Annotated in this window: 18 protein-coding genes and 1 tRNA gene; 8 read left to right on the top strand and 11 right to left on the bottom strand. The window is 63.4% G+C overall.

Translation table 11 applies throughout. The features are described from left to right. Nucleotides 1-34: 34 nt before the first annotated feature. Complete coding sequence (locus tag K3136_RS11535; protein ID WP_221432348.1) at nucleotides 35-766, bottom strand: hypothetical protein; 732 nt, start codon at nucleotides 764-766, stop codon at nucleotides 35-37. A 31-nt stretch (nucleotides 767-797) separates the two neighbouring features. Then, nucleotides 798-1,514, bottom strand: coding sequence for a ParA family protein (locus K3136_RS11540; protein WP_221430457.1), 717 nt, complete (start codon nucleotides 1,512-1,514; stop codon nucleotides 798-800). Nucleotides 1,515-1,819: 305 nt separating this feature from the next. Between K3136_RS11540 and K3136_RS11545 the strand changes: the two genes are divergently transcribed. The 4 genes from K3136_RS11545 (at nucleotide 1,820) to bfr (ending at nucleotide 4,892) form a co-directional block, all read left to right on the top strand. Then, nucleotides 1,820-2,692, top strand: coding sequence for an SPOR domain-containing protein (locus tag K3136_RS11545; protein WP_247711343.1), 873 nt, complete (start codon nucleotides 1,820-1,822; stop codon nucleotides 2,690-2,692). A 69-nt stretch (nucleotides 2,693-2,761) separates the two neighbouring features. Then, nucleotides 2,762-4,012, top strand: a complete 1,251-nt coding sequence (locus tag K3136_RS11550; protein WP_247711344.1) for a DUF418 domain-containing protein — start codon at nucleotides 2,762-2,764, stop codon at nucleotides 4,010-4,012. A gap of 70 nt (nucleotides 4,013-4,082) precedes the next feature. Beyond that, a complete protein-coding gene (locus K3136_RS11555) occupies nucleotides 4,083-4,277 on the top strand; it encodes a (2Fe-2S)-binding protein (protein ID WP_221430459.1) in 195 nt (64 codons plus the stop codon). A gap of 123 nt (nucleotides 4,278-4,400) precedes the next feature. Continuing rightward, on the top strand, nucleotides 4,401-4,892 hold the full coding sequence (gene bfr, locus K3136_RS11560) for a bacterioferritin (protein WP_221430460.1): 492 nt from the start codon (nucleotides 4,401-4,403) through the stop codon (nucleotides 4,890-4,892). On the opposite strand, the gene K3136_RS11565 is transcribed toward bfr, so the two are convergent. The 7 genes from K3136_RS11565 to K3136_RS11595 form a co-directional block, all read right to left on the bottom strand. After that, nucleotides 4,889-5,101, bottom strand: a complete 213-nt coding sequence (locus K3136_RS11565; RefSeq protein WP_221430461.1) for a hypothetical protein — start codon at nucleotides 5,099-5,101, stop codon at nucleotides 4,889-4,891. The genes bfr and K3136_RS11565 overlap by 4 nt on opposite strands. Nucleotides 5,102-5,232: 131 nt before the next feature. Continuing rightward, nucleotides 5,233-7,011, bottom strand: coding sequence for a tetratricopeptide repeat protein (locus tag K3136_RS11570; protein ID WP_221430462.1), 1,779 nt, complete (start codon nucleotides 7,009-7,011; stop codon nucleotides 5,233-5,235). A 90-nt stretch (nucleotides 7,012-7,101) separates the two neighbouring features. Then, a complete protein-coding gene (locus K3136_RS11575; protein ID WP_221430463.1) occupies nucleotides 7,102-7,590 on the bottom strand; it encodes a DUF2721 domain-containing protein in 489 nt (162 codons plus the stop codon). Further along, nucleotides 7,583-9,022: a ribosome biogenesis GTPase Der gene (gene der, locus K3136_RS11580; protein WP_221430464.1), complete on the bottom strand. Its 1,440-nt coding sequence runs from the start codon at nucleotides 9,020-9,022 to the stop codon at nucleotides 7,583-7,585. Before der ends, K3136_RS11575 begins: the two co-directional genes overlap by 8 nt. A gap of 213 nt (nucleotides 9,023-9,235) precedes the next feature. Continuing rightward, on the bottom strand, nucleotides 9,236-9,520 hold the full coding sequence (locus tag K3136_RS11585) for a DUF3297 family protein (RefSeq protein ID WP_221430465.1): 285 nt from the start codon (nucleotides 9,518-9,520) through the stop codon (nucleotides 9,236-9,238). Between the two features lie 39 nt (nucleotides 9,521-9,559). After that, a complete protein-coding gene (locus K3136_RS11590) occupies nucleotides 9,560-9,733 on the bottom strand; it encodes a hypothetical protein (protein WP_221430466.1) in 174 nt (57 codons plus the stop codon). Nucleotides 9,734-9,745: 12 nt separating this feature from the next. Further along, the gene (locus K3136_RS11595; RefSeq protein ID WP_221430467.1) at nucleotides 9,746-9,994 is read right to left on the bottom strand and encodes a hypothetical protein; all 249 of its coding nucleotides are present in this window, start codon (nucleotides 9,992-9,994) and stop codon (nucleotides 9,746-9,748) included. Nucleotides 9,995-10,145: 151 nt separating this feature from the next. Here K3136_RS11595 and K3136_RS11600 point away from each other — a divergent pair. Together K3136_RS11600 and tig are read left to right on the top strand one after the other, a co-directional pair. After that, a tRNA-Leu gene (locus K3136_RS11600) sits at nucleotides 10,146-10,230 on the top strand. Between the two features lie 60 nt (nucleotides 10,231-10,290). Beyond that, nucleotides 10,291-11,868 (top strand): trigger factor, encoded by a 1,578-nt coding sequence (gene tig / locus K3136_RS11605; RefSeq protein ID WP_221430468.1) that lies wholly within the window; start codon nucleotides 10,291-10,293, stop codon nucleotides 11,866-11,868. A gap of 61 nt (nucleotides 11,869-11,929) precedes the next feature. Here tig and K3136_RS11610 read toward each other — a convergent pair whose 3' ends face one another. Then, entirely contained in the window at nucleotides 11,930-13,291 is a 1,362-nt protein-coding gene (locus tag K3136_RS11610) for a cation:proton antiporter (RefSeq protein WP_247711345.1), read from the bottom strand. Nucleotides 13,292-13,332: 41 nt separating this feature from the next. Further along, the gene (locus K3136_RS11615; protein ID WP_247711346.1) at nucleotides 13,333-15,393 is read right to left on the bottom strand and encodes a TonB-dependent receptor plug domain-containing protein; all 2,061 of its coding nucleotides are present in this window, start codon (nucleotides 15,391-15,393) and stop codon (nucleotides 13,333-13,335) included. A gap of 305 nt (nucleotides 15,394-15,698) precedes the next feature. On the opposite strand from K3136_RS11615, the gene clpP reads away from it, so the two are divergent. Both clpP and clpX read left to right on the top strand, forming a co-directional pair. Then, the gene (gene clpP, locus K3136_RS11620; protein ID WP_221430470.1) at nucleotides 15,699-16,412 is read left to right on the top strand and encodes an ATP-dependent Clp endopeptidase proteolytic subunit ClpP; all 714 of its coding nucleotides are present in this window, start codon (nucleotides 15,699-15,701) and stop codon (nucleotides 16,410-16,412) included. Nucleotides 16,413-16,589: 177 nt separating this feature from the next. Next, nucleotides 16,590-17,846, top strand: coding sequence for an ATP-dependent Clp protease ATP-binding subunit ClpX (clpX, locus tag K3136_RS11625; RefSeq protein WP_221430471.1), 1,257 nt, complete (start codon nucleotides 16,590-16,592; stop codon nucleotides 17,844-17,846). Nucleotides 17,847-17,977: the final 131 nt, after the last annotated feature.

Here is a 17,977-nt window from a genome sequence, read left to right on the forward strand (position 1 = left end):
TACCCCTCAAAAGGCGATCCCACGTCCTTCAAATTCAATGTGAGCGCTGCTGCACCTGGGCAGCAAGGCTGGCGATTTCCGGCATTTCGGCCAAAAGGCCGTCAAGAGCATCGGTCACCAGCTGCTGCGCGCTGCTGCCGCGAACGGTGCAGGCAAGACGCAGCATCAGGTGACGTTCCGGGTCGAGACGCAGCGTGAAGGCCGCGCGCTTCCCCTTGCTCGCCGCGCTGCTACGCGTGGCGGGCTTTGTCTTGTTCTTCTTGGGCGCAGCAATCGCCGAAGCATCGAAACGGACTCCCGTCTTCTGTTCCGGTTCGGCGGCGTCGCCTTCGTCCCGGCTGGCGAGCCGGCTGGTGATCTTGTCGATCGATTCGCGCACCTGGTTCGCAGACGGCGATTCTTCACCATGGCGTGCGTTGATCGGGACGATATCGGCACCCTCGGAAGGCTGCTCGTCATTGTCCTGTGCGAAATCGGTCTCTTCGACCTGCTCGACCGGACCGGCCTGGATCAGGCTCGATTCGGACAGCGAGGGCGCCTTGGGCATGATGCGGCGCGCTTCGCCTGCAACGCTTGCGGCTTCGGGGTAGGCAGGCGACGGGGCATCTTCACCCATGTCGTTCCACCCCAGGTCCTCGAGATTGGCAGCTGCCGCTACGCCGTCGACCGGGCCGAGGGCCGCGGACTGCGGACGCATGGCAGGCTTCGCGCCGCCCTTGCGTGCAAGCAGGGTCGAGGAAAGAGATGCGAAATTGGCGTCTGACATCCGGCTGGCCTCCGCCTTTCCTTAGTTGCTCTTACTGGGCCACCCGGCGACCGAAGCCGCCGGCGGGGCGATATGCACCGGGCTGCTGCGCCTGCTGATTCGGCGCAGAGAAGACGGTGCGGCGGAACTGCTTTTCGAGCCGATCCGAAATATACTTCCAGAGAGCGGTGACCTCTGCCGCCGAACGGCTTTCCGGGTCGACTTCCATCACCGTGCGGCCGTCGATCATCGAGGCAGCGAAATCGGTGCGATGGTGGAGGGTGATCGGGGCAACGGTGCCGTGCTGCGAGAGCGCGACGGCTGCTTCCGAAGTGATCTTGGCCTTGGGCGTTGCAGCGTTGACCACGAAGATCAGCGGCTTGCCGGCGCGTTCGCACAGGTCGACCGTTGCGCCAACGGCACGAAGATCGTGCGGGCTGGGACGAGTCGGAACCACGATCAGCTCGGCAACCGAGATCACCGACTGGATCGCCATGGTGATCGCCGGCGGCGTATCGATGACGGCAAGCTTAAAGCCCTGCTGGCGGAGAATCGCCAGGTCGGCTGCGAGCCGTGCGACGGTGGTCTGGGCGAAGGCGGGCAATTCCGCTTCACGTTCGTTCCACCAGTCGGCAAGCGACCCCTGCGGGTCGATGTCGATCAGGACGACCGGGCCAGCGCCCGCTCGCTGGGCCTGAACGGCCAGATGTCCGGAGAGCGTGGTTTTACCCGATCCGCCCTTCTGCGATGCCAAAGCCAGTACACGCAAGGCTAGGTCCCCCTATAGCGCCTGTAACAATCATTATGCCGCTGGTGTGCGGCGGTCTCGAATTGAGGGGATCGCAGACTACCCCTAATTTAAGGTTAATCCTGTTAAACATTCCGCATCGCCCGGGTGGCTGCGAGATGTTAACGCACGGCCTGCTATTCCGTGGAGCGAGGCGGGACGGGTCCCGCTCCCACTTGGATCGGGGCAGACTTATGATGATGGCGGGTAAATATTTGGTGGCATTGGGCTCTGCGGCAATCGCGGTGGTATGCGCAGGGCCCGCGCTTGCGGACACACGATCCGGCGTGATCGCCTGGAATGCTGGCGATTATAGTGCCGCGGTCCGCGAATGGCAGGCGCCCGCCGCGCAAGGCGATGCGAATGCCCAATTCAACCTCGCGCAGGCCTATCGGTATGGCCGGGGCGTGTCGCAGGACCTCACCCGCGCCGAGGAATATTATGCCGCCGCAGCCGCATCGGGGCACGAGGATGCGGCCGATCTTTATGGTATCCTGCTGTTCCAGCGTGGAGCCGAGGCAGAGGCGCTCCCCTATTTGCGCACGGCCGCGAGGCGCGGGAATACGGCGGCGCGGTATTTTCTCTCGCTCGCGCATTTCAATGGCGACGTGGCTGAAAAGGACTGGCCGCTTGCCTATGCCCTTGCGTCGCTCGCCGATGTCGGAGGCCTTACGCAAGCCACCCGCGCGCTCGGTCGCATGGATCCTTATCTTTCCGCCGAACAGAAGCGCGAGGCGCTGATGCTGGCAGAGCAGATCGGCGAGAGCGAGCTCGCCCCAAAGCGCGACATCGCCCTCATGGCCATTGCTTCTGGTGCCGCGGCCGACCCGACCCGGCAAGTGCAAGTCCCTGCGCGCACCGCATCTCCCGCACCCGCCACGGCTCCGCCTGCGGTTGCGACACCTACCCGTACCGCAGCTACCGACAGGACGGCGGGTCAGTGGAAGGTTCAACTCGGCGCCTTCGGCGTGCCGGGGAATGTCGGACGCATGTGGAACAGTGTCGCCGCGCTCCCCGAGATCGAGGGGCGCGAGCGGATCGAGAAGCCGGCAGGGCGGCTCACGATCTTGCAGGCGGGCGGCTATGCAAGCCGTTCGGAGGCGAATGCCGCCTGCGCCGCGCTGAAGCGCAGAGGACATGATTGTCTTGTGACCCGGTGATCCAGCCACCTTCCCTGATTCGTCGATACCGCTATGGGTGAGGGGGATGATGCAGGACACAGCCCGCTCGTGAGCGACACGACACCCGACATGATCCAGCCTATCGCCGAAAGTGGCGAACGGATCGAAAGCCTCGACTTCGTGCGCGGGGTCGCGGTTCTGGGCATCCTCGTGGCGAATATCATCGCCATGGGGCAGCCGTTCGAGGCCGCTTTCTTCCCGGGTGCCTTCACGCTGACGCCGACCGATCTGGATATGCAGCTGTGGGTCGGACAATTCGTCCTGATCGACGGAAAGATGCGCGGGCTCTTCAGCCTGTTATTCGGGGCGGGGCTGTACCTCTTCCTCGAAAAGAGCTGGGAAAGCGGACGCACCCTGGGCTTACAGGCGCGGCGGTTGTTCTGGCTCGGCTGCTTCGGCCTCATCCATTACTACTTCATCTGGGCGGGAGACATCCTGTTCCTCTACGCAGTGTGCGGCTTCGGCGTGATCGCGCTTTCGGGCCTGTCGGCCAAGTTGCAGCTGGCGTTTGGCGTGATCGGCTACCTGACAGGCGCGATGTTCTTTGCGCTGGTGAACTTCATCACCATGCGTGCCATTGCAAATGACGGAACGCTCGAGGGCATGGGGGGCGCTTTCATGGAGGCAGCCGAATACGGGCTCTACGATGCGCAGGTCGAAACAGCGATCCGGCAGCATGGCACCTATCTCGATTTCGTGGCGCATACTTTCGAGGTGCACGCCACCGAGCCGTTCGCCAGCCTGCTCGACGGGGCGATGGAGGCCCTGCCACTGATGGCGATCGGCATGGCGCTTTATCGTTTCGGCCTGTTCGAGGGCAGGATGAATGGCCGCAGGCTGCTTGCAGCCTCGTGGACAGGCTTTCTCGTCGGTGGCGCGGCGCTGCTCTGGATTGCCCTCGACACTCTCGAAGGCGGTATCGGCTATTATGAGGGTCTCGCCGCATCAACCGGGTGGGCGCCCCTGCCGCGCCTCGTCATGATGCTCGGCATGCTGGGGCTGCTGGTCAGCTACGCGCCGCAGGCAAGCGGGCGGATCGGGCAAAGCATCAAGGCTGCGGGCAGGACGGCTTTCACCAACTACCTTGGCGCTTCGATCGTGATGCTGTTCGTCTTCGGCAACTGGGGCCTGGACCTGTTCGGCGAGCTGTCACGGACCTCGCTCTACGGTGTCGTGGCCCTGGCCTGGATCGTAATGCTCCTTTGGTCGCGCCTCTGGCTGGAGCATTATCGATACGGCCCGCTCGAGTGGCTGTGGCGCTGCCTGACCTACGGCAGGGTGTTCCAGCTCCGCCGCTGATTGCTTGCTATTGCGAATAAGTCGCATTATACCTGCTTTTGCGGATCAATCGCAAAGGATTCTACGGCGCATGTACACCTGCATCTGCAATGCCATTCGGGAAAGCGAGCTGCGCAACGTGGCGCGCCGTTGTCCGGGCGATGCAGAGGCTTGCTACGCTGCCCTGGGCAAGCGCCCGGCTTGCGGGACCTGCCTCGACGAAGCCGATGCGATCATCTTCGAAGAGCGCGAATTGGCCTTCGAACCGACCACTGTCGCAGCCTAGTTTCCGCTACTGAAAATCGCTCTCAACTGGCGGAATTCCGCCATTTTCTCGCTGTCCGGCCTTCTTTCCGCCGCATGGAGCGCGCATAGCTTCGCAAGCAATATCCAAGCGGAGAAGTGAGCCATGAAGGGCGATCCCAAGGTCATCGAGTTTCTCAACAAGGCACTCACCAACGAGCTGACCGCGATCAACCAGTACTGGCTGCACTACCGTGTCCTCGCCGATTGGGGCGTGACCAAGCTTGCCGAATACGAACGTCACGAATCGATCGACGAGATGAAGCATGCCGACGTGCTGGCAGAGCGGATCCTCTTCCTCGGCGGCCTTCCCAACTTCCAGGCCATCCACAAGCTCAAGGTGGGCGAGACGGTGGAGGAAATTCTCAAGGCCGATCTCGCAGTCGAGATGGAAGCGATCCCGCTACTCAAAGACGCGATTTCCCATTGCGAGGAAGTCCGCGACTACACCACCCGCGAAATCTTCGAGCGCATCCTGGAAAGCGAGGAAGAGCATGTCGACTTCCTCGAAACACAGTTCGACATGATCGAACGCATGGGGCTGCAGAATTACGTGCAGCTCAATTCCAAGGCTGCCGGCGAGGGCGACGAGGGCTAGTTCGGCCCCAGCGCCCAGAAGCTTGCATGATCGCCGCCGTGCTTCGTCAGCCGGCCAAGCCGGCGCTCGCCCTCCCACAGCTCCGCACACCCCTCGTGCATGTTGATGTCCGCAATGGCGAGGGCAGTGGGCACGTCCAGTGCCTCGACAATCATGGGGCCGCCACTGCTCGAGCGCCGTTCTTCAATCGACACGTGAATGCGCGTCATGGCGTTCTCCTGTCTTGCTGGGGCGCATTGATGCGCAGGTCGAATGAACAGGACGCAACCGCCCACCTACGGTCTCGCCGCAGGAACCTCCTGCCCCTGTTCGGGCGCTATTTAACGGCGAACCGAATTCTCTAAAGCCGGTCCATCGAGAGCCAGTCGGTCTCGCCCTGCCAGATCTCGTCGAGCTTGGCCTTGGCTGCGCGGGCCTCCAGCCGGTTGCCTGCCGCAGCCTGCGCTTTCGACAGGCCATAGAGCGCCCAGCCATTGTTCGGGGCCAGGAACAAGGCCTTGCGGAAGGCGGCGACGGCGTCTTCGTGACGACCCATCTTGTAGAGCGCCGCGCCGCGCGATTGCGCGACGGGGTAATACCAGAAGGGCGGCTCGGAATAGGGGATGGTCGCCTCGATACTCTCGGCCAGCTCGAAATAGCGCACTGCCGCTGCCGCATCGCCGCTTGCCAGCGCCAGTCGCCCGCGCGCGGCAAGGCCCGCCAGCTTGACGATATCGGGAGCGGGGAAGCCCTGCTCGGTCATGGCCTGCACCTCGGGTGCGTCGATCATCGCGTCGATCTGGCCGATCACGTCCTCGGCCGAAGCTTCGTCACCCGCCAGTGCATGGCCGACGGCCCGCGCATAGAGCCGCATCGCGTCCACATAGGCGAGGTCGGACTTCTCGCTGGTCAGGGCTAGGATTGCCTGCGGCGAACCCGTCTGGGCGAGCGCGAAATGCGGCGCGGCATGGATCGCCTGCACCCAGGCTAGCTGGCGCGCGATATCGGCATCGAGGATCCCTTCCAGCCGTGCGGTCTCGCTCGCCACCGCCTGCATGTTTCCGACCATCTGCGCGCTGGTCAGCAGGAAATGGACGTTATGCGGATAGTAGCCGTAACGATAAAGCGCGTCCTCGGGTGCGCTGGCGAGATAGGCCTCATCGGCGCGCGCGGCGGCGATATTCGCCTCGATCGAATCCCCGTAGCGTCCGATCCGGTAGTAAATATGCGCGGGCATGTGGACGAGATGGCCCAGCGCGCGCGGTCCGCTGCGATTGAGCTCGTCCGCGGCCGCTTCCGCCCGCTTGGGATCGGGTCCGTTTTCGAGCAGGTGGATGAGCAGGTGCGAAGCCTGCGGATGCTGCGGATTGCGCGCGAGAACGGTCTCTATGCGTTCGACCGCCTTGCCGATGCGTGGCTGCGCTTCCTTGCCTTCCGTCCAGTAGTTCCACGGCGTCGTGTTCATCGCCGCTTCTGCTGCGAGAATCTGGAGGTCGTCGTTGCTGGCATTGGCATCGGCCAGCGCTGCCATCGCATCCGCATATTGCGCGTCGAGCGCGGCACGATCTGCATTAAGCGAATAGCGTTGTTTTTGCGCAGCGATGATCGCCCGCTCGGTCTCGCTTGCATTCGCGGCGAGTTCGGTCGCGCGTTCGAGCGCTGCCAGCGCATCGCGGTTCGCGGCGTCGTCCATCCCGGCGTTGATGTTCGGACCATTGGCAAGCGCCACGCCCCACCAGCACATGGCGCAGTCGGGTGCGAGACGGGCAGCTTCGCGGAATGAGCGGATCGCGGCCTTGTGGTTGAAGCCGTAAGTCAGCGCGATGCCTTGGTCGAAATAGCTGCGCGCTTCGCCCGTTAGCCCGGTGACCGGAATGTCGTAGCGCCCGGTGTTTCCGATCAGGCCGATGGTGGCCGCAGTCGCAAGCTGGCTTGCACCGAAGGACCTTGCCAGCTCGAGCCGCCGGTCTAGCGCAGCGGCTCCTGTGAAGAAGCCCCTGCAGGCGTTGCGGCCGGGCAGGGTGGGGTCGAGTGCCGCGAGCTGGGCCTCGCTCAGCGCGGCAGACGTGGGCGAACTCATCGGGCCTGACAGCGCGAGGGGAGCGGCGAGGGCAATGCCCAAGGTGATGGGGGTTTTCATGGTCGGTCTCCGTCCGCGACCCATGAAAGTGGATACTGTTCTGTTCTGTTGTGCGGCGAGATTAGCACCGACCCGCCGATTCGGCCAGATTCACGGGCCGTAGGTGCGCTCTGCCATTCGTTCGCGATTGCGCCGTGCTGCCACCCGTGTCTCGAGCAGGAAGGATGCTAGGCCGGCCATCAGCAGGCCCATGGTGATGAGCCATGTGAGCGCGACGAAGGTGCCGAGCGGGGCCTTCACGAAGGCGCTTACGAACAGCAGCATGATGACGATGCTGATCGTGAAAGCCGATGCCGTACTCAGCATCACAGCTCGCTGGGCATGGATACGCCGCTTTTCGAGCGCGGGGATTTCGACCAGCAGGTCGTTGGTTTCATCGTCGCCGCCGACCTTGAGGATCTTCTCGATCTTGTTGGCGACCCAGATGAGCCGGTTGGTCATGACATTCATGACCGCGCCGATGCCTGCGAGCAGGAAAGCCGGGGCCATCGACAGCTGGACCACGTTCTGCACGCGGATCGAGGAGCTGGTGCGTTCGAGCAGCTCGATCCCCGGGATCAGCAGGAGCGCGTCAGTCACGGCCTTCACCGCCGCTGAATTTGCCGCCACCTCCGCGGTTCGAATCGTAGGGGTTCTTGGGGCTCTTCAGCACGACGCGCACCGGCACGGCATCGAAGCCGAGCTTTGCGCGGATGCCGTTGACGAGATACCGCTCGTAGCTCTTGGGCAGATCGTCGAGGCGCGTGCCGAAGACCACGAAGCGCGGCGGGCGCACGCTCGCCTGCGTGATGTAGCGCAGCTTGATCCGGCGACCGCCCGGTGCAGGCGGTGGATTGGCGGCCAGCGCGTCGTCGAACCAGCGGTTCAATGCAGCGGTCGGCACGCGGCGGCTCCATGCCTCGCGGATTTCGAAGGCGGCCGACAGCATGGTGTCGAGGCCCTTGCCGGTCTTCGCCGACACGGCGAACAGCGGAACGCCGCGAACCTGCGAAAGCCCTTCGTTGAGCGCCTCGCGAATGCCGTTGAACAGCGAGGAGGCATTCTCCGCGATGTCCCACTTGTTGATCGCGACCATCAGCGCGCGACCTTCTTCCAGCGCATGGGCGGCGATCTTGAGGTCCTGGTGCTCGAGTCCCTTGGTGGCATCGAGCAGGAGGATGACGACTTCGGCAAAATCGATCGCACGGCGGGCATCGGCGACCGAGAGCTTTTCCAGCTTTTCGGTGACCTTGGCGCGCTTGCGCATGCCGGCCGTGTCGATCAGCCTGATCTCGCGCGTCTCGTTCGTCTTGGGATCGTGCCATTCGTAATCGACCGCAATCGAATCGCGCGTGATCCCGGCTTCGGGGCCGGTCAGCAGGCGATCCTCGCCGAGCAGGCGGTTGATGAGCGTGGACTTGCCCGCATTGGGGCGGCCGACGATGGCGAGCTTAAGCGGACCGGAAAGGTCTTCGTCATCCATCTCAGCTTCGAGCTCTGCTGCGGCTTCCGCCGCCTCTGCCTTCGCACCGATGATCGGCCACAGGCCGGTGAAGAGGTCGGCGATGCCTTCGCCATGTTCGGCGGAAATGCCGAGCGGCTCGCCAAGGCCGAGGCTGTAGCTTTCGAGGATCCCCGGTTCGGCAGCCTTGCCCTCCGCCTTGTTGCACACGAGTACGACCGGCACGTCCTGCCCGCGCAGCCACCGGCCGATTTCCTCGTCCAGCGGGGTGAGGCCGGCGCGCGCATCGACCACGAACAGCGCGGCATCGGCGCCTTCGAGGCTGACTTCGGTCTGCTTGCGCATGCGGCCCGGAAGACTGTCGGGATCCTCGTCTTCCCAGCCGGCGGTGTCGACGATGGTGAATTCCAGGCCCGCAATCTCGGCATCGCCCATACGCCGGTCACGCGTGACGCCCGGCTGGTCGTCGACCAGCGCGAGCTTCTTGCCGACGAGCCGGTTGAACAGCGTCGACTTGCCGACATTGGGCCGGCCGATGATGATGACGGTGGGTTTTTCGATTGCTGTCATGATGGTGCCTTGCGGGCAGGTGGGCGCAAATCGCGGCTTATGCAAGTTTGCTGGGGTGGTCCTGCGGGGCGGAACGCTTGGAACACGGTCCTGAACGGAAAAGTCCCGCCGCGCGCATTTCGTGCCCTGAGAGCGGAAATACGCGGCTTGCGGGACCGGAAAGCTCTCAAGCCGCCCGCATTGGCACGGGCGGAAGAAAACGGGAAAGCCGGATCAGTCGGCCTTCGCAACAGGCGGTTCGTCGCCCATGTCTTCGAACCAAGCCTCGACCGGGCCGTTGAGCTTCAGCGTCAGCGGGTTGCCGTGGCGGTCCATGGTCTTGCCGGCCTGCACGCGTACCCAGCCTTCGGAAATATTGTATTCCTCGATATCGGTGCGGGTACGGCCCTTGAACCGGATGCCCACGCCGCGCTGGAGCACGTCGACGTCGAAATGCTTGCTCTTCGGGTTCACCGAGAGGTGCAGGGGCGGGGTCTGGGCTTTGGTTTCTTCGGTCATGGCGCGCGCCTGTAATGCGCGCGGGGCGGCGCGGCAAGATCAATCGGGCGGCAGCGGCGTTTCGAGCGGCGAGGGGCCGGGCTCGTCGAAATCGGGCGGCGTCGGGTCGATCGAAGGCGGTTCTTCCATCGGTGCCTCGTTCGGCTGGGTGCCGGGCGGCATTTCCGGCGGCGCACCGGGATTGATGATGTCCGGATCGGGCTGGGTAGCCATGGTTGTCTCTCCTCAGTCGGGCGGAAGCATGGTTGCGGTATCGGCTGCCAGTTCGCCTTCACCGTCGCGCCCGCCTTCCATTGCGGGGCGCAAGGCGCGCTCCGTCTCGATGTCGATTTCATCCGGCGCCGAACGGTCGGCAAGGACATCGCCCTCGGTTTCGCCATCGGCTTCCATTTCGGCGGCGGTTTTGGGGGAGACATCGGGCGCGATGACGGGCGGCGTTGCCGGAGGGATCTTGGGGGTTTCGTAGTCGCTCATCGGAGTAGTCCTTTCGCGTGGAAAACGATTGGACGCATAACACTGTTCCTTGAACCCTCGCCGCGCTTGCCCTTTTGGTCGCATCCGACTAGAGGCACGCGCCTATATGCGCGGCGAACCCTCGTTAGCGCAGGGCTTCGCTTTCAAGTTTGCGGGCGTGGCGGAATTGGTAGACGCGCTGGTTTTAGGTACCAGTATCGAAAGATGTGGGGGTTCGAGTCCCTTCGCCCGCACCAGTTCCGCTCATCGCAAACTCTCGCACAGACAGACAGTACAAACTTACGAGTTCTACACCCATGCAGATCAAAGAAACCGCCAACGAAGGCCTCAAGCGGGCCTATGCCATCACCATCCCGGCCAAGGAAATCGAAGCCCGCGTCGATGGCGAGGTGAAGAAGGTCGCCCCGCAGGTGAAGATGCCTGGCTTCCGCCCCGGCAAGGTCCCCGCGAACCTGATCCGCAAGATGCATGGCGAGCAGATGCACGCCCAGGCCGTGAACGACATGATTCGCGAATCGGTCGACAAGACCATGGCCGACAACAAGCTCAAGCCGGCGATGCAGCCGAAGGTCGAGCTGGGCGAAGGCTACGAGGAAGGCAAGGACGCCACCCTCACCGTCGAACTCGAAGTGCTTCCCGAAGTCGAAGCGCCGAGCACCGACGATCTCAAGATCGAGCGCCTGACCGTTCCGGTTTCCGACGAGGAAGTCATGGACGCGATCGGCAAGCTTGCCGAGAACAACAAGAGCTACAAGGACGCCGCCAAGACCAAGAAGGCAGCCGAAGGCGACCAGCTGATCATCGATTTCGTCGGCCGTGTCGACGGCGAGGAATTCGAAGGCGGCAAGGCCGAAGACGCAGCCCTCGTGCTTGGCTCGGGCATGTTCATCCCCGGCTTCGAAGACCAGCTGACCGGCGTGAAGACCGGCGACACCAAGACCATCGAAGTGACCTTCCCCGAAGATTACCAGGCGACCCACCTCGCCGGTAAGAAGGCGGAATTCGACGTCACCGTGAAGCAGGTGAAGGTCGAAGGCGAAACCAAGCTCGACGACGATTTTGCCAAGAACTTCGGCCTCGACGGTATCGACAAGCTCAAGGAACTGCTGCGCGGCCAGCTCGAGCAGGAAACTGCCGGCCTCACCCGCACGCAGATGAAGCGTTCGCTGCTCGACCAACTGGCTGCCGGCCACGACTTCGCCGTGCCGCAGAGCATGGTCGATGCCGAATTCGACCAGATCTGGGCCCAGCTCCAGCAGGAAGCCGCTCGTTCGGAAAACCCCGAAGAGATGCTCAAGGAAATGGACGCCGAGAAGGACGACTACCGCAACATCGCCGAACGCCGCGTGCGCCTTGGCCTGCTGCTGTCGGAAATCGGCCAGGCCAACAACGTCCAGGTCACCCCGAACGAAATGAGCATGCTGATCCAGCAGGCTGCACAGCAGTATCGCCCGGAAGACCGTGAGCGGTTCATGCAGTACATCCAGCAGGAGCCGATGGCTGCTGCACAGCTTCGCGCACCGCTCTATGAAGACAAGGTCGTCGACTTCCTGTTCGACAAGGCCGAGATCACCGACCGCGAAGTGACGCGCGAGGAACTCGAAGCCGCAATCGAAGCGGACGAAGGCGAAGAAGCCAAGAAGCCGGCCAAGAAGAAGGCTGCTGCGAAGAAGGCTCCGGCCAAGAAGGCGGCTGCCAAGAAGTCCGACGACAAGAAGGACGAGAAGAAGCCTGCTGCAAAGAAGGCCCCCGCCAAGAAGGCTCCGGCAAAGAAGGCCGCTGCCAAGAAGGACGAGGGCGAGAAGAAGCCCGCAGCCAAGAAGGCTCCGGCCAAGAAGAAGGCCCCGGCCAAGAAGGCTGCTGCCAAGAAGTAAGCTTCCGGCTGGCTAGACCGAATATCGAAAGGGCGGCGGGAGCGATCCTGCCGCCCTTTTGCTATTCCGGCTTGGCGTGAGGCTCGACGGCCAACCGGCTTTCGTCCGGTGCGAGGCAGTCCATTTCCTCTTCCTGCCCGTCATGGATATGCGCGCGGCGCTTTTCGACATAGGCGATGAAGGGGCCGGCGATAATGCCGTGGCACACAATCGAAAGCAGGATCGTGAAGCTCGCGGTAGCCCAGAGCACGTCCAGCCCCTCGAATGCCGCGTGGTTCTGGCCGTAGGCGAGGTAGTAGATCGACCCCATCCCGCGCACGCCGAGGAAAGCGACCGCGAGCTTGCCGATGGTCGGCAGGTCGCTGAGCGCCTCCGACATCAGCCCTGCGACCGGGCGGATCACGAAAACCAGCGCAATCCCGACCAGCGCGGCCGGCCAGGTCAGCGCATCGAGCACGCCGCTTGCCAGCATGGCGCCGAAGCCGAAGAGGACGGCGACCAGCACGATCTGCTCGATCTGGTCGATGAAATGGTGGCTGAGTTTGTGATAGCGGCTGCGGTTCTCGCGCTGGCGTGCGGTCACAGCGCCCACGAACACCGCGAGGAAACCGTAACCCTCCACCAGTTCTGCCAGCCCGTAGCCCAGCAGCAGCGTGCCGAGCACGATCAGCCCCTCGCTGGTGCTGTATTTCGGCTGGGTCTCGCTATCCTCTTCGATATCCTTGACCGCCGCATCGGCCTCGCGTTCGAAGACATACCATGCGCCCGCTCGGCCGACCGCCCAGCCGACAGCCACGCCTGCCGCGATCCGCCACACGAGATCGAGGGCCACCCATTCGAGCGTCCACGCACCGAGCGAGGTCATGCCGACCGCAGCGATGGCGAGGTAGGTGAAGGGGAAGGCGAGCCCATCGTTCAGGCCCGCCTCGACCGTCAGCGAAAAGCGCACGTCGTGCCGCTCGTTCTCGCCCGGAGGCCCGACCTGCACGCTCCGCGCAAGGACCGGATCGGTCGGCGCCATCGCCGCACCCAGCAGCAGCGCGCTGGCAACGGGTAGCCCGAGCGCCCACCAGCCCAGAAAGGCGACGGCTGCTATGGTGAGCGGCATGGCGATCACCAGCAGCGGCCAGATCTGTCGCCAGTTCTTCCAGCTGACAGGCCGGTCGATCGCAATACCCGCCGCCATCAGCGAGGCGATGACGATGAACTCCGTGATGTATTCAAGGGCAAGCGCGTCGAAGCCGTCGAAGGTCGGGTTGATATGGGGCAGGTCGAACGGCAGCGAATAAAGCGCATATCCGGCCGCGACATAGACGATGGGCAGCGACAGCCAGAACCGCGCCAGCCACTTTTCCAGCGGCACTGCCAGCATCAGGCCGAGCCCGAAAATGACGAACATCAAGATGCGCGGGTCGAATTCCACCGCGGCACAGTGACAGCGCCCCGGTGAATTGCAAGCGCGCCCTAGAAACTGCCCGCGACGCTGAACCGGAAGATCGGACCCAGCCGCTCATCCTGCTCTTCGCTGAACAGGATCAGGCCGTCGCTTCGCGGTCCGTCGAAGACAGTGCGGTCGAAATACCTGCGCCCGCCGAGTAAATTGGCAGCGGTGAGGTTCACGGTCAGGCCGAACACGTCCTTGTGCTCGATGAACAGGTCGGCGAAGACCGGGCCTTCGTAGTCGCGCGAGACCTCCGAAAAGCGGAATCTGGGGCGAATGCGATTGTAATTCAGGCTGGCGCCCCATGCGAAATCGGTGCCGGGCACATCGTGGCGCAGGTCGATCTCCAGCTCGCGGTCCGCACGGCCGGAGAAGTCGCGCAGCGCACCCGTCAGCGGGTCGAGCACCTCGCCTTCCTCATATTCCAGTCGCAGGTCGAGCTGCGCACCCTTCCAGCCCAGCTGGGCAAGGCGCAGGGTCGTAGTCCATTCGAGCTCGGTCCGGCGGGCCTCGTCGATATTGCCGCGCGCCTCGCCGCCGCCTGCAAGCGGGACGAGATCGGTATAGTCTTCGATCCAGCGCTGCTCGGCCACGAAGGTGGTCGATCCCCATTCGCCCAGCGTCTTGGCGACCTCGAGTGTGACTTCCCAGGTCTGCGAGGGGACCAGCTCGTTATTGCCCGCGTTCTCATTGTCCTGTTCCAGCGTCACGCTGGCGAGGAAGTCCTCGAAGTCGAGCTGGCCGACACGGCGCTCGAGCGCGAGCGAGATGTCGAGCCCATCCTCCGGCTGCCATGCAAGCGAGGCGGAACCCTTGGGGCGCCGGAAGCTGCGCGAATTGGCTGCCGATCCGGTCTGCCGGATCTTGGAATATTCGCCGCCAACGGAAGCCTGAAGCGCCAGGCTGGAAGTCAGCTGGCGGCTGTAGCTCAGGATCGCCTCGTAGCGATCCTCGGTCACGCCGCCGGTTCCTTCGGGGAAGGGGATCTCGACGAATTCGCCGTTCGCATCGAGCTCGAACAGGCTGCTGATCCGTTCGAGGCGATTGAAGGCGGCTTCGCCCGCCAGCTGGAATTCGCCGCCGAGCATCGGCCAGTTGTATTCGAAACGGCCGATCCGCTCGCCATCGCCGCCGCCCACCGCGAAGCGGCTACCGGTCGCCGGCGTCCCATCGCGCGGCGTGTCGATCAGGGTGGAAGAAGAGACTTCCTCGTCCCATGCCTCCAGCCCGATCAGCTTCAGCTGGCCGGGGCCGAGCGGGAAGCTGAAATCGCCGGAAATCTCGTATTCGGGAGAGCCGCCGTCGCGCGCATTGAAGCGGTCGACCACCGTGCCATCGGCAAAGGTGCGCGTTTCATTGCGCACGCGGTCGAAAAAGCTGCGGGCGAAATAGCCGTTGAGATTGGCGGTTGTGCCGCCGCCGAAATCGTAGCTAAGCGCGCCGCTCACGCGCGGTACGTCGAATGCGCCGACAAAGACCGTGTCTTCGCGCAGGATCTGTGCGCCGCTGGCATCGCGGAAGATGGTGGGCCCGGTCGCGCCGAAGCGGTTGTTGTTGTTCTCGAGCGCGAAAGTGTAGCCGAGCGCGCCGCTGGTACCCGAGATGGAGATCTCGCCGCCGTACCATTCGGGATCGACCTCGGTCGTGCGCACCGCGCCTTCCCATAAGAACTGCCCCGTCAAGCCGCCCGAGCGCACCACGACATTCGCCACCAGCCCGACCAGGCCGGGAATGTCGAGCGCGGTCCCGTCGAGCAATTCGATCCGCACGACCTTGCTTGCAGGGATGCGGCGCAACTGGTCGCGGACGCTGTCGGACTTGGAGGTCAGGCGCGAACCGTTGACGAGGACGTTCTCATCGGCCTGGCCGAAACCGCGACCACCGCCGCCACCGCCTCCGGAAATCTGGAAACCGGGCAGGCGGTCGACCATGTCCAGCGCGTTGCGCGGGGCGAACTGCTCGAAATAGGAGGGCTCGAATGTGCGGCCATCCATCGTGGCCGAGAGCTTTTCATTGCCCTCTTCATCGGTCCTCACATTGCCCGATATCTGGCCGTCGGTATCATCCGCTGCATGCGCGTGCACGGGCGCAGCCAGCGCGAGCGCAGCGCACGAAACGACGGGGGCTGCGAGAAGCAGCAGTCTGGCAGGGCTTGTAGCGATGGTTTGCGAGTCCTCTTGAGCTTCGCCCTCGTGCTTGCCGTGCAGGATGTGAAGACCGGTTCGACAGATGCCGATCCGGAACCGATGAATGGCAGTCCGGCTTCGCTGCGATAACAGCCGCCGACAGCATGTGTTCCGCATCCTTGGGCAAAGTGATGCTTAACCCCCTTGAACATCGCGCCGCCTATCGCGACATAGGCGCACGATATTTTTACGGAAGGATTTTCATGATCGACCTGTTCGGAAGCGACGCACACGGCAGCCAGGGCCAGTTTGACCGCGATCCCCTCACCGGGGCGCTTGTTCCGACGGTGGTCGAGCAGTCGAGCCGCGGCGAACGCGCGTTCGATATTTTCAGCCGCCTGCTGCGCGAACGCATCGTCTTCGTCACCGGCCAGGTGGAAGACAACATGGCTTCGCTGATCGTGGCCCAGCTGCTGTTCCTCGAGAGCGAAAACCCCTCCAAGCCGATCAGCATGTACATCAACTCGCCCGGCGGCGTGGTGACCGCCGGCATGGCGATCCACGACACCATGCAGTACATCAAGCCGCGCGTTTCGACCGTCTGCATCGGCCAGGCCGCCTCGATGGGCAGCTTCCTGCTGGCCGCCGGCGAGCCGGGCATGCGCATCGCGCTCCCGAACGCCCGCATCATGGTCCACCAGCCCTCGGGCGGTGCCCGCGGCATGGCGTCGGACATCGAAATCCAGGCGCGCGAGATCCTTCGTATCCGCAAGCGCATGAACGACCTTTACGTCCAGTACACCGGCAAGAGCCTCGATGAGATCGAAAAGGCGATGGACCGCGACACCTTCCTCGAAGCGGAAGAAGCGATGAAGTTCGGCCTCGTGGACAAGGTCTTCGAAGCGCGTCCGGAAACCGAAGGCGACGACGAACCGACCAAGGACGAAGACAAGGGTTCGGGCGGCGCGCCCGAATAATCCAGTCAAATCAGCGTCCCATGACGGGACTGTTGCATTAATGTCCTAGGAATTCGGCAACCCTGCGCCTTCAGCTTATGGCAAGGGGTTGCTGGTAGGTACATATTGACCGAATCCCGCACCGGCCTAGAGTCGGCGAATCCCTGTATTCAAGGGCTGGCGGGGGCAGAGCAGGAAATGACCAAGTTGAGCGGAACCGATAATAAGTCCACGCTGTACTGCAGCTTTTGCGGGAAATCGCAGCACGAAGTGCGCAAGCTTATTGCTGGCCCGACCGTGTTCATCTGCGACGAATGCGTGGAACTGTGCAACGACATCATTCGCGAAGAAACGAAGGCCGGTATCTCGGGCCGCAAGGACGGCGATGTGCCGACCCCTGCGGAAATCTTCGAAACGCTGAATGACTATGTGATCGGCCAGGATCGCGCCAAGCGCGTCCTCTCGGTTGCGGTGCACAACCACTACAAGCGCCTCAAGCACGGCGGCAAGGCTGGCGACGTCGAACTCGCCAAGTCGAACATTCTGCTCGTCGGCCCGACCGGCTGCGGCAAGACGCTGCTCGCGCAGACGCTCGCGCGCACCTTCGACGTGCCCTTTACCATGGCCGACGCTACCACGCTGACCGAAGCCGGTTACGTTGGCGAAGACGTGGAGAACATCATCCTCAAGCTGCTGCAGGCTTCCGACTACAATGTCGAGAAGGCGCAGCACGGGATCGTCTACATCGACGAAATCGACAAGATCACCCGCAAGGCCGAAAACCCCTCGATCACGCGCGACGTGTCGGGCGAAGGCGTGCAGCAGGCGCTGCTCAAGCTGATGGAAGGCACCACCGCTTCCGTCCCGCCGCAGGGTGGCCGCAAGCATCCGCAGCAGGAATTCCTGCAAGTCGACACCACGAACATCCTGTTCATCTGTGGCGGCGCATTCGCGGGTCTGGAAAAGATCATTGCCGACCGCCTTCAGAAGCGTTCGATCGGCTTCGGCGCGCATGTCGCCGACCCGGATAAGCGCCGCATCGGCGAGCTGCTCGAAAAGGGCGAACCGGAAGATTTGCTCAAGTTCGGCCTGATCCCCGAATTCGTCGGTCGTCTGCCGGTTATCGCCACGCTGCGCGATCTCGACACGGACGCGCTGATCACAATTCTGACCGAACCGAAGAACGCACTGTGCAAGCAGTACGCAAAACTGTTCGAGCTGGAAAACGTGGAGCTGACCTTCAAGCCGGACGCGCTCAAGAAGATCGCCGAGAAGGCCATCGCCCGCAAGACGGGTGCCCGCGGCCTGCGTTCGATCGTCGAAGGCATCCTGCTCGACACGATGTTCGACCTGCCCGACATGGACGGCGTCACGGAAATCGTGATCGATGCCGATGTGGTCGAAGGCAAGAAGGACCCGATCCAGGTCCACGGTCCGAAGGAAGAAGCCGCTTAATCAGCCTTCCTCGCAGAGTTATCCAAGCGCCGCGCAGTCCACCGACTTCGCGGCGCTTTTCGTTCGGGACGACAAAAAAGACCCCGCCTGACCGATGGGGTGGGTCGGGCGGGGCCAGGACCGCCGCTCTA

It is taken from the genome of Qipengyuania gelatinilytica (assembly GCF_019711315.1).
Classification (GTDB): domain Bacteria; phylum Pseudomonadota; class Alphaproteobacteria; order Sphingomonadales; family Sphingomonadaceae; genus Qipengyuania; species Qipengyuania gelatinilytica.

Coding starts and splice junctions, on each gene's coding strand:
- K3136_RS11535 (WP_221432348.1), bottom strand. CDS start 766: ATGTCAGACGCCAATTTCGCATCTCTTTCCTCGACCCTGCTTGCACGC.
- clpP (WP_221430470.1), top strand. CDS start 15,699: ATGATCGACCTGTTCGGAAGCGACGCACACGGCAGCCAGGGCCAGTTT.
- bfr (WP_221430460.1), top strand. CDS start 4,401: ATGAAGGGCGATCCCAAGGTCATCGAGTTTCTCAACAAGGCACTCACC.
- der (WP_221430464.1), bottom strand. CDS start 9,022: ATGACAGCAATCGAAAAACCCACCGTCATCATCATCGGCCGGCCCAAT.
- K3136_RS11555 (WP_221430459.1), top strand. CDS start 4,083: ATGTACACCTGCATCTGCAATGCCATTCGGGAAAGCGAGCTGCGCAAC.
- K3136_RS11565 (WP_221430461.1), bottom strand. CDS start 5,101: ATGACGCGCATTCACGTGTCGATTGAAGAACGGCGCTCGAGCAGTGGC.
- K3136_RS11595 (WP_221430467.1), bottom strand. CDS start 9,994: ATGAGCGACTACGAAACCCCCAAGATCCCTCCGGCAACGCCGCCCGTC.
- K3136_RS11570 (WP_221430462.1), bottom strand. CDS start 7,011: ATGAAAACCCCCATCACCTTGGGCATTGCCCTCGCCGCTCCCCTCGCG.
- tig (WP_221430468.1), top strand. CDS start 10,291: ATGCAGATCAAAGAAACCGCCAACGAAGGCCTCAAGCGGGCCTATGCC.
- clpX (WP_221430471.1), top strand. CDS start 16,590: ATGACCAAGTTGAGCGGAACCGATAATAAGTCCACGCTGTACTGCAGC.
- K3136_RS11585 (WP_221430465.1), bottom strand. CDS start 9,520: ATGACCGAAGAAACCAAAGCCCAGACCCCGCCCCTGCACCTCTCGGTG.
- K3136_RS11590 (WP_221430466.1), bottom strand. CDS start 9,733: ATGGCTACCCAGCCCGATCCGGACATCATCAATCCCGGTGCGCCGCCG.